The following is an 11,122-nucleotide window of genomic DNA, read 5'->3' as shown; positions in this document are numbered from 1 at the left end:
GTGTCAATCTGATATACTTCTGTCTTTTTATACTCATATTACATCATATCCTCTTCTTGGAATGATTTCGTTCTCTTGAACTGCCATAAAGCTACACCGATAACGATCAGTGACAACAGCATGGTGATAGCGGCAGCTTTAGAATATTGTGCAGATGTCATGGTGAGTTTGTAAATCCACGAAATCAGGATATCCGTTCCTCCGGCGTTTCCGCCTGGAACTGCAGGACCCCCGCCATTAAAGAGATAAATTATATTAAAGTTATTGAAGTTAAAAGTGTATTGGGTAATCAGGATTGGCGCTGTCGCAAATAGCACAAGCGGCAAAGTAATACTTTTGAACTTTTGGAAGTTTGTTGCTCCGTCAACAGTAGCTGCTTCATAAAGTTCTTCAGGAATGGATTGAAGTACTCCAGTCGTCATTGCAAAAATGAACGGGAATCCAAGCCATGTCTGAATCAAAATCAATGCAATTTTTGTATACATAGCTTCAGTCATCCAAGGAATTGGATCAATTCCAAAGAATCCAAGGATGTCACGGTTGATGGCACCGAATGATTCATTGAACATCCCAGCAAAGACAAGAATAGAAACGAATGCTGGAACTGCCCATGGAAGAATGAATACTGTACGAATGATTGCTTTCCCTTTAACATCCTTTTGGTTTACGAGGATTGCCAGGAACATACCAAGCGCTACCTGGAATGTTGTTGCGACAAATGTCCAGATGATGGTCCAAGAAAGCACTGAGAAGAATGTTTGACGCCATGATTCCAATTGGAACAGGTCGAAAAAGTTCTTTAGCCCTACCCAGTCTACAAGCTTCGCAGGCGGAGAATGGTAAAGGTCATAGTTTGTAAATGCAAGCAGTACTACAAATATGATTGGAAAAACAACAACGAAAATCAGCAAGAGGAATCCAGGTGACATGATCAAATAAGGGAATCCATTGTCCACTAAGTTATTGTATTGCTCCTTTAGGGTACTCAGGTTTAAGCCCATGTCCCTTTTTAAACCGGTCTTATACGCATCATTCAAGTTAAACAGATAGAAACCGATTCCAAAAACGAGGACAATGACAGCCAGTATCCCTTTTACAAGCAAGAAGATTGAATGGTCACGAGGTGTTTGTTCACCAAGTGTGAAAATCCCCCACAATCCCATGTTTAGGAGGTCAGAGAAAACTCCGAAGAATGCCCCTGTTAAAATAAGAAAAGCGATCCCTTTTAAATATTGTTTGTTGTACAGCTGTCCAAGCCCTGGAACGATCGAAAGGGCTGTTGCTATTCTGCGGTGGTTGGATTGATAGGATTGCTCTTTCATCCTATATTCCCCTTTCTCTTTCTATGTTTTTGACTCTGTTAAACGAGTCTGTTGATTTTCGTTCCAGGCGCTTCGCTTTCCGCGGGGCTGGCGTTGAGCCTCCTCGTCGCTTCGCTCCTGCGGGGTCTCACCTGACCAGCTGAGCCCGCATGAGTCTACGCGCCTTCCACTACAATCAACAGGGTTAAAAATCAACAGTCAACTTTAACAGAGCCATGTTTTTAAAAAGCATCAGATGCTTTATGAGAACGAATACATTTATATATATGCTCAGTTTCTATCTGTTTTCACTCTCATGAAGCATCTGATTGATATAAATCTATTTTAGCGCAAACGTTTGCTCAATGAAAGACTTTTTTACTGCACTTTTCGGAAACATTGTGACTTTTCTCTTAATGGACCAAATTGGTATTTTTGCTTGTAAAATACAGCAGTACCTCCCCTTGGAAGGTACTGCTGTATACTATATTATTTAGAGTGGTTTTGCTTGATTTGTTGCTCGATTTGCTTCACAGCACCATCAAGTGCAGCTTTAGGCTCAGCTTTGCCTGTTACAACAGTTTGCAATGAGCTTGCCATTGGTCCCCAAACTTCTCCCATTTCAGGAATGTTTGGCATTGGAACTGCATCTTGAGTTTGAAGAGCAACAGCTTTAGCACCTTCGTTTTCAGCGATAGCTGAATCGTCAACTAATGCAACGTTTGTAGGTACTTCAGCAGTTTGTTCGAAACGGTATTTAGCATTTTCATCGTTTGTCATGAATTCAATGAACTTTGTTGCCCATTCTTGGTTCTTAGAGTAAGAAGATACGTGCCATCCTTTAACACCCATGAATGTTTTCATTGGAGTACCGTCAGCGAATTTAGGGAATGGAGCAACACCGAAATCGATGCCAGCATCTTTCATGCCGCCGAATGCCCAAGGTCCGTTCATTACAGATGCAACTTTACCTTCATTGAATAGTCCATCCATAGCAGATCCGCCGTTTTCACCAACGATTCCGTTAGGGAAAAGCTTTTCAGCATACCACTTTTGGATGTACTCAGTACCTTTTACAGCACCTTCGTTGTTCAAGCCAAGATCTTGCGGGTTAAGAGCTCCGTCTTTATCCCCAAACACATATCCGCCGTTACCAGCGATTGGTGCGTGAGCGAAGTAGAAGTTATCCCAAAGAGCTAGGAAACCGTACTTGCCATCTTTAGTGTTAGCTTTTGCGAATTCATATAAATCTTCCATTGTAGCAGGAACTTCAGTCATAAGAGCTTTGTTGTAGATGAATACTGGAGTTTCAGCAGACTTTGGAAGTCCGTATAATTTTCCATCGAAAGATTGTGCAGCGATAGAAGACTCAGAGAAAGTCTTTTTCACATCGTCACTTACATTCAGTTCAGCGATGTGCCCTTGAACAGCAAGTTCACCGATCTGGTCATGTGGAAGTGTGATGATGTCTGGGCCTGTTCCAGCAGGTCCGTCAAGACGTAGTTGTTCTTTCATTTTTGTAGCCATTTCTACTTCTTTGAACTCAATTTTGATACCGTTTTCTTTTTCGAAGTCAGCAGCTACCTTTTTAAGCCAGCCAGACTTATCTTTATCTTCCCATACTACAAGCTTCTCTGGTTTAGAAGCATCTTCTGTTTTTTTCTCGCCATTGTCTGAACCTGTCTTCTCTTCTTCTTTAGGTCCACAAGCAGCAAGAGCGCCAACCATTAAGATCAGCATCATGAAAATCGATAATGCTTTTTTCATGTGTATACCCCTCCTAAAAATGTTTATACTTTTTTAATTGCGCAGAACGCCCAATTACTGTGCAAACGTTTGTAATGTTGTTTGCAAGTCTATGAAAACGATTGCACAACCTACTTCTTATTATAAAGACTTAACCGATTTTGACAACTAGTTTTTAAAACTTTTTTCCTAATCAGCGTCTTTCGTTAATTTTTTGTGAATCAGCTTTTTTATAATTGACATTTCAAAAACTGTGTTCTACCCTTGTTTTAACCTTGATTTATAAATGAAAGGAATGGTTCTACTTTGTTAAAAGAAGCGATTTATCACCGTCCCAAAGATAATTATGCATACGCTTGCACTAATGAAGAGCTACATATCCGAATCCGCACAAAAAAAGAAGATATAAAAGAAGTTTCACTTCTTAACGGCGATCCTTATGACTGGTCGGATAATAAATGGAATACGAATATTGTTCCGATGATCAAAAGTGGTTCTGATCAACTATTTGATTACTGGTTTGTCTCTATCAAGCCTCCATATCGCAGAATGCGTTACGGGTTCATTTTAAATGACGGAAATGAATCCGTGTGTTTGACTGAAAAAGGCTTCTATGACGAACCGCCTGTTGATGACACAGGTTATTATTTCGCATTTCCTTATTTAAATAACATCGATGTTTTCCGTGCTCCTTCCTGGGTTAAAGACACCGTTTGGTATCAAATTTTCCCTGAACGGTTTGGAAATGGTGACCCATCGATCGATCCTGAAGGCGCATTGCCATGGGGAAGCGCTCCGCCTGAAAAGGACAATTTCTTTGGCGGGGATATTGAAGGAGTCATTCAGCATATTGACTACCTAGCAAGCCTCGGGATCACCGGTATTTATTTTACGCCTATTTTCAAAGCTCATTCAAACCATAAATATGACACGATTGATTATATGGAATTAGACCCTCAATTCGGCGACAAAGAGACCTTGAAGCGACTTATCAAGGTTTGCCATGAGCGTGGCATTAAGGTAATGCTCGATGCTGTGTTTAACCATAGCGGCTTCTACTTCCCGCAGTTCCAGGATGTTCTGGAAAAAGGAGAGGAATCTCCTTACAAAGACTGGTTCCACACTCGCGAATTTCCACTGGTAATGGAGCCGAGGCCAAATTATGATACGTTTGCTTTTGAAAAATCGATGCCAAAATTGAATACCGAGAATCCCAAAGTCATCGAGTATTTATTGGAAGTCGGACGCTACTGGGTCCGCGAGTTTGATATTGATGGCTGGAGGCTAGATGTTGCCAATGAGGTTGACCATTCCTTCTGGAGAAAATTCCGCTCTGAGGTAAAAGCGATCAAGCCTGAGCTGTACATCCTGGGTGAAATATGGCATGACTCCATGCCTTGGCTGCGCGGCGACCAATTCGATGCCGTCATGAACTATCCTTTTACGACTAATATCTTGAATTTATTTGCCCGCAACAAAATTTCGGTAAAAGAATTCATTGAAAATATGACCACAGTCAACCATATGTATCCGAAAAACGTCAATGAGGTTGCCTTCAACCTGATTGGCAGCCATGATACACCCCGCATCCTGACTGAATGCGGTGGAGATATAGATAAGGTAAAACAAATCTTTACCGTACTCCTTTCATTCATCGGTACACCGTGTATCTATTATGGAGATGAAATCGGCATGAGCGGTGCTCAGGATCCAGGCTGCCGTGAGTGCATGAAGTGGAATGAAGAGGATCAGAACAAAGATATGTTCAGCCACGTCCAGAAGATGATTCAGCTTCGCAAAGAAAATCCGCTTTTAGCAAATGAAGGCGAATTGCATTTCATTCCAGCTGATTACCATGAAAGCTGCTTCGCTTATACAAAATCGAATGGATCAACAACAATTCTGGTTGTTGTTAACATGAGCAGCGAAGAAGCAAGCTACCCTCTTCCATTTAATTTAAATGGAAAAAAAATCACGAATATCTATACTGGTGAAGAATTTGCGGCAGAGAGTGATGACTTGGTTGCTTCGATTGCTGGCAAAGGATTCGCATTATTCCAATTCTAGTATTACAAACCCCTTTTCCGGTATTGGGAAAAGGGGTAATTTTTTTGGAATACGAATAGTTAGAAGGGTGATTTCAGAACATTATTGCGGTTTAGCTGGAGTCTCGCAAATCTTCACTATAAGTCTTTTAATATCTTGGTTGCAGGATTTTTACAAAATTCATTGAATTTGAGTCGGTGTATTGAGGTATTTAGTTAGATAAATCCTGGTATCTAGCTGATGTTGTGCAAAGTCCAGCTGAATTTACTGTTCAGGCACGGATAGTATTACACTATTAGTTATTTTTTACCCGAGTTGCGGGATTTCGACAAAATCTCGCGGGATTGAGTTGGTTTCTTGCGGGATTAAGCTGGATTCTCGCGGAATTAGGCTGCATTCTTGCGGAATTGCCAGCCTGTTTTTGAGAGTTAATATCCGGTTATTTAGTTTTTCCGTAATTGTTCATGAATCAATTGGTTTAGGAAAAATTTTGTCTAGCTTGCAAATCATTTCTTAAATAATTTGCTTTAAATTACTCCCATTGTCTGTATAATTAAGGAATTACAACATGGAGATGCATATCATATGAAAAAAACTGCTAAACTATCTTTGTTTGCCATAACCTGGCCTTTATTTATTGAAATCATGCTTTATATGCTGATGGGAAACGCGGATACACTGATGCTTTCCCTGTATTCGGATAATTCAGTGGCTGCTGTTGGTGTTTCCAACCAGATTCTTTCGATGGTCATTGTCATGTTCGGATTTGTTGCTACCGGTACAGCCATTTTGGTAGCCCAAAACCTTGGTGCAAAAAGAGATGACGAGGCACGTGAAGTTTCTGTAGTATCCATTGGGGCAAATCTCATTTTTGGATTGCTGCTTAGTGCTGGTGTATTCTTTTTTAGCGAACCATTGCTTAGATTGATGGACCTGCCGCCAGAATTGTTTGATGAGGCGAACGCCTACTTAAGGATTGTCGGAGGATTTTCATTTATTCAATCAATGATTATGACGGTGGGCAGCATTGTCCGAAGCTATGGCTTTACCCGTGATATCATGTACGTAACAATCGGAATGAACATCCTTAATGTCATTGGCAACTATTTGTTTATTTTCGGACCATTCGGAATTCCAGTTCTCGGTGTTGAGGGTGTGGCAATTTCCACTTCTGTCAGCAGAATTCTTGGATTGATCGCTGCCTTCTATGTGATGATGCACAGAATTCCTGGCTCACTGCCAATGTCGATGCTGTTCCGTTTTCCAAAAAAACATCTTAAAAATCTGCTCAATATCGGGATTCCTTCTGCCGGAGAGCACCTTAGCTACAACGGGTCTCAAATGCTGATTACGTATTTTATCGCAACGCTCGGCACCCAGGCATTGACCGCCAAGGTTTATACACAAAATGTCATGATGTTCGTGTTCCTATTCAGTATAGCCATTAGCCAGGGCACCCAGATTCTGATTGGCCATATGGTTGGCGCAAAAGAAATTGATAATGCTTATAAGCGTGCTCTTAAAAGTTTAAAGCTGGCGATCATCATATCAATAGCTGCAGCGGGAGTCATTTCTATTTTTGCTAAGGATCTTTTGGGGATTTTCACTGATAATATGAGTATTATTGAACTTGGCAGCACTCTGATTCTCTTAACTATCATTCTAGAGCCAGGCAGATCCTTCAATCTAGTGCTGATTAGTTCACTAAGGGCAGCCGGCGATGTCCGATTCCCTGTCTATATGGGGATTATCTCCATGTGGGGAGTCAGCGTGACTCTATCTTACTTCCTGGGAATCTATCTTGAACTAGGCCTTGTTGGCATCTGGATCGCGTTCATAGCCGACGAATGGCTCCGCGGACTGTTTATGCTATGGCGCTGGAAATCAAAGGTCTGGGTTAAGAAGTCATTTGTACCTGAAAAGAAGCCTGTCCTTGTTGAATAAAGATTTAAGCAAGCCCCATTCCAGGGCTTGCTTTTTTAATCTGCAATATTAATATTATAATCCCTGAACCAAATATGAATCTGTGCGAGCTGTGCCAGAAGCTGAGGTCCTGTCATTAATTGCCCGAACCATGGAACCTTGAATGATGCCCCTTCTGTCTCTATCATGGCTCTTAATGTGCTCTTATCGAAAAATTCGTGCAGCGCACTGTTTGAATCAGCCATGAACTCAGAGAGCATGCTTTGAACTGCCTGCGTATATCCAGGATGATGCGTTTTTGGGTAAGGACTTTTCTTACGGTATAGAACTTCGTCTGGCAGTACACCTTCGAGTGCTTTCCTCAAGATGCCTTTTTCCCTGTTGCCATGCATTTTCATTTCCCAGGGGATATTCCATACATATTCAACAAGACGGTGATCGGCAAATGGCACCCGCACTTCAAGACTCGCACCCATACTCATTCGATCCTTACGGTCAAGCAATGTCGTCATGAACCAAATGATATTCAGATAGAATAATTGACGCCGCTTCGCATCCTCTGGACGTTCTCCATCCAATACTGGCACCTCGGCTATGGTTTCCGAAAATTTGCCCATCATATAGTCTTCTAGATTCAATTTTTTTCGCCAGTGATCCCTTAGCATATTTTGGCGTTCACTGATTGATCTCATCCAGGGAAATCCTGACCGGTTTAAGTCTTCTTGTCTGTGGAACCATGGGTATCCGCCAAAGATTTCATCTGCACACTCACCTGATAGGCTTACGGTGAAGTCTTGTTTGATTTCCCGGCAAAACCATAAAAGTGAAGAGTCAATATCAGCCATCCCCGGCAGATCGCGGACATGAACAGCTTCCGTTAAATAGCTAGCCAAATCATGCTGTGAAATAATGCTATTATGGTGGGTAGTATGGAAGGTTTCGGTCATTTTATTGATCCAGAATGCATCTGCGTTCGGCTGAAATTCATTTTCTTTGAAATACTGGTCATTTCCTTCGTAATCAATTGAGTAAGTATGCAGGCTTCCCGTTCCTTTAGCTTTATAGTGGTTTGCGGCGATCGCGGTAATCGCACTTGAATCCAAACCGCCTGAGAGGAAGGTACAAAGCGGAACGTCAGATACTAGCTGGCGTGTCACAGCATCGGTGAACAAATCCCTTACTTTTTCTGAGGTCTCATCAAGAGTGTCTGTATGGACTTCACTTTTGACATTCCAGTATCTCCAGGTCTTAAGTCCATTTTTTGAAAAAGTCAGTCCGTGGCCAGGCCTTAGCTCCTTCATATTTTTGAAAATTCCTGCCCCAGGAGAACGCGACGGTCCAAGCCCGAAAACTTCGCAAAGTCCTTCTCTGTCTATCTCAGCCTTTACCTCAGGATGGGCTAAAAGAGCCTTTTGCTCAGAAGCAAACATAAGACCCGATGCTGCCTCGCGGAAAAATAGCGGCTTGACTCCAAGTCGGTCTCGGCCTATGAAGAGCTTTTCCTCCTGCTGGTCCCAAACGGCGAATGCGAAAATTCCGTTTAAATGTTCCAGGCAATTTTCCTTCCATTCCATGTAAGAAGTGAGCAAAACCTCTGTATCAGAATGGCCGTTAAATGAATATCCTATCAATAACAGCGCTTTTCTAAGGTCTTCTGTATTATATAGCTCTCCGTTATAGCAAATCGTATACCGGTTTTCGTCCTTTGATCTAGTCATTGGCTGTTTTCCGCCTTCAGGATCCACAACCACAAGCCTTTTATGTCCGAGCGCTGCATGTTTGGAAGTCCACACATTTGTATCGTCGGGACCTCTTTTACTTAAAGTTTCCGCCATTTTCACCATTGTTTCTCGTTCAGAATCCAAATTTTTTCTATAGTCAACCCAACCTGTTATTCCACACATTTTTGATCATCCTTTCAGCGGAACTTTTCTCGATGGTGTTTAAGCCATTCATACTTTCTGGAGTCTAATGATCGCTTAAGCATTACTCATCTTATGCAAATACATTCAAACTGGTTAATTAACCTATCTTTTTAAAAACGTGTTATAAATTCACCAAAATCTGTCTACAAAGATGGTGAGCGATAAAGTGAATCTTTCATCAGGGAAGTATTCTTCCTTTGGATGGGCAGATGAACCAATCGGACCTTTACGGGTAGTTAATCTTCATTTCCTTGCTGATTGCAACGGTTTCAATGGGGATCTCTGCCCGTTAATCTGTGCTAAATTACGGAGGATCCAGATGAACCGACAGCAAAGAACCAATCTTATTGAATTCCAGCCCAGGGCTTTTAACAACGGGACAGTAGAATACATCAATAATCAGTGGGTTTTTTTTGATGATGAAACAGATGAGGCGGCACTGGTTGAAGAATTCATCCACCAGGAAGTTGAGGTTCTGCGCAATAATAAATGGTGCAAGGGCTTTTTATTAGACAGTGTCTGTATCCAGACTGGGAATGAACAATTATACTTGCAGGACCAGGAAGTGATCAGAATCAGGAAGCAGCTGATTTATTCCTTTGAGAGGCTGTTGGATGAGTTAAATAATGAGGCATTCATCCAATTTATCAACACATTGAATTCCCTCAATTTTTCGATCTATGACTGCATCTATTGTTATAATCATCTGACTTTCCTTGATAATGAGAACGGGAAGTCAGGAGTGAATTTCTTAATCCTTGATAATGAAGAGTTTATTTGCAGTGTACAGCATCATTTCAATTATCATGAAAAACAAAATGACAGGTTTGAAATCACCATGAACAATGGCAAACGGGCTGTCATTGAAAGAATCTCATAAAACACGCGCTGGGGCTGAAACTCAACAGTTTGCCAGGGTAAAAATGCAAAGCAAAAGCCTGCACATTATGTGCAGGCTTTCTTTTTTATTTGGAAGAATATTCAACACTTTCTGCGGTACGGAATCCTTTTTCAAAGGCATCAGATTCAAGCGGTTTTTGGATATAGTATCCCTGGGCATAATGACAGTCCATATCTCGTAGTATATTCATTTGTTCATGTGTCTCTACACCCTCAGCCACAATCTTTACGGCAAGTCCCTGCCCCATTGTGATGATTGCTTTGACGATCGCAATGTCTGAAGGATCATTATGAAGATTATTTATAAAAGACTGATCAATTTTCAATGTATCAATCGGAAGATTACGCAAATAGCTCAATGAGGAATAACCGGTGCCAAAGTCATCAATCGAAACTTTCACCCCTAGATCCTGTAATGCCTTCATAACCGAAATGCTATAGGCTATGTCCTTCAGCATCGCACTTTCTGTCAGCTCGAGTGATAGAAACTCAGGTTCAAGCTGAGATATCTCGAGTGCTTTAATCACCTGGCCGATAAATGCATGCTGCTGAAATTGGTGTGCTGAAACATTTACCGAGACTCCCAGCTTGGGGTATCCTGAGCTTTGCCATTCTTTTGTCTGAATGCATGCGGTTGTCAGCACCCAGGCTCCAATTTCCTCGATCAATCCCGTTTCTTCAGCAAGCGGGATGAATTGTGCAGGTGAAACCAATCCAAGGTGTGGATGCTGCCAGCGGATCAGCGCTTCCGTGCAAGTAATTTCCCCAGATTTCAAATCCATCAACGGCTGATAGCATAAGTAAAATTCATCCTTTTGAAGTGCCTTTCTCAGGTAGCTTTCCAATTCAAGGCGTATAATTGCCTGGTCATTCATACCTGTGGAAAAATACGTAATCTTATTTCCACCTTGATTTTTTGAACGGTTCATCGCAATATCAGCATTTTTCACTAAAATATTCTCATCCAGTCCGTCTCCAGGGAATGAACTTATTCCGATGCTTGCGGTGACGATGAATTCCTGGTTCTGGTAATACAATGGTTTTGAAATGAAATTTTGCAGATCAATCGCTAACCTGGTTGTCTGCTCGATGCTCACATTCTTTGTAAGCATTAGTGTGAATTTATCGCCGCTGAATCTTCCTAAATACGATCCTTTCGGAAGGTTATTCTGAATCCTTGCTGCTATTTCCTTCAGGACAATATCTCCGGCATAATGCCCTAGGCTGTCGTTGATGATTTTGAATCGATCAATATCTATTACAAGAACTGCGAGGAGCTCC

The 11,122-nt window shown here is 41.6% G+C and carries 7 protein-coding genes; 3 read left to right on the top strand and 4 right to left on the bottom strand.

All coding sequences use genetic code 11. From position 1 onward, the window contains the following. Positions 1-38: 38 nt before the first annotated feature. Together WB217_RS12040 and WB217_RS12035 are read right to left on the bottom strand one after the other, a co-directional pair. Entirely contained in the window at positions 39-1,322 is a 1,284-nt protein-coding gene (locus tag WB217_RS12040) for an ABC transporter permease subunit (RefSeq protein ID WP_423993463.1), read from the bottom strand. Between the two features lie 468 nt (positions 1,323-1,790). Then, positions 1,791-3,068 (bottom strand): sugar ABC transporter substrate-binding protein, encoded by a 1,278-nt coding sequence (locus WB217_RS12035; RefSeq protein ID WP_423993462.1) that lies wholly within the window; start codon positions 3,066-3,068, stop codon positions 1,791-1,793. A gap of 285 nt (positions 3,069-3,353) precedes the next feature. Between WB217_RS12035 and WB217_RS12030 the strand changes: the two genes are divergently transcribed. Together WB217_RS12030 and WB217_RS12025 are read left to right on the top strand one after the other, a co-directional pair. Beyond that, positions 3,354-5,114 carry an alpha-glycosidase gene (locus WB217_RS12030; RefSeq protein ID WP_423993461.1) on the top strand — a complete coding sequence of 587 codons (1,761 nt, stop codon included), beginning with the start codon at positions 3,354-3,356 and terminating at the stop codon, positions 5,112-5,114. A 564-nt stretch (positions 5,115-5,678) separates the two neighbouring features. After that, positions 5,679-7,037, top strand: coding sequence for an MATE family efflux transporter (locus tag WB217_RS12025; protein WP_423993460.1), 1,359 nt, complete (start codon positions 5,679-5,681; stop codon positions 7,035-7,037). 35 nt (positions 7,038-7,072) lie between these two features. Here WB217_RS12025 and asnB read toward each other — a convergent pair whose 3' ends face one another. Further along, the gene (asnB, locus tag WB217_RS12020; RefSeq protein WP_423993459.1) at positions 7,073-8,920 is read right to left on the bottom strand and encodes an asparagine synthase (glutamine-hydrolyzing); all 1,848 of its coding nucleotides are present in this window, start codon (positions 8,918-8,920) and stop codon (positions 7,073-7,075) included. A 187-nt stretch (positions 8,921-9,107) separates the two neighbouring features. On the opposite strand from asnB, the gene WB217_RS12015 reads away from it, so the two are divergent. Next, on the top strand, positions 9,108-9,821 hold the full coding sequence (locus WB217_RS12015; RefSeq protein WP_423993458.1) for a DUF2777 domain-containing protein: 714 nt from the start codon (positions 9,108-9,110) through the stop codon (positions 9,819-9,821). 85 nt (positions 9,822-9,906) lie between these two features. Here the strand turns inward: WB217_RS12015 and WB217_RS12010 are convergent. Beyond that, on the bottom strand, positions 9,907-11,122 hold a 1,216-nt coding region (locus WB217_RS12010; protein ID WP_423993457.1), incomplete at its 5' end, for a putative bifunctional diguanylate cyclase/phosphodiesterase.

It is taken from the genome of Mesobacillus sp., assembly GCF_049588175.1.
Classification (GTDB): domain Bacteria; phylum Bacillota; class Bacilli; order Bacillales; family Cytobacillaceae; genus Mesobacillus.
Note: the sequence above shows the minus strand (reverse complement) of the source record. Positions and strands in the feature narration are given on the sequence as shown.

Excerpts from the sequence above, each read along its gene's own strand:
- asnB (WP_423993459.1), bottom strand. The coding sequence starts at position 8,920 with ATGTGTGGAATAACAGGTTGGGTTGACTATAGAAAAAATTTGGATTCT.
- WB217_RS12040 (WP_423993463.1), bottom strand. The coding sequence starts at position 1,322 with ATGAAAGAGCAATCCTATCAATCCAACCACCGCAGAATAGCAACAGCC.
- WB217_RS12025 (WP_423993460.1), top strand. The coding sequence starts at position 5,679 with ATGAAAAAAACTGCTAAACTATCTTTGTTTGCCATAACCTGGCCTTTA.
- WB217_RS12035 (WP_423993462.1), bottom strand. The coding sequence starts at position 3,068 with ATGAAAAAAGCATTATCGATTTTCATGATGCTGATCTTAATGGTTGGC.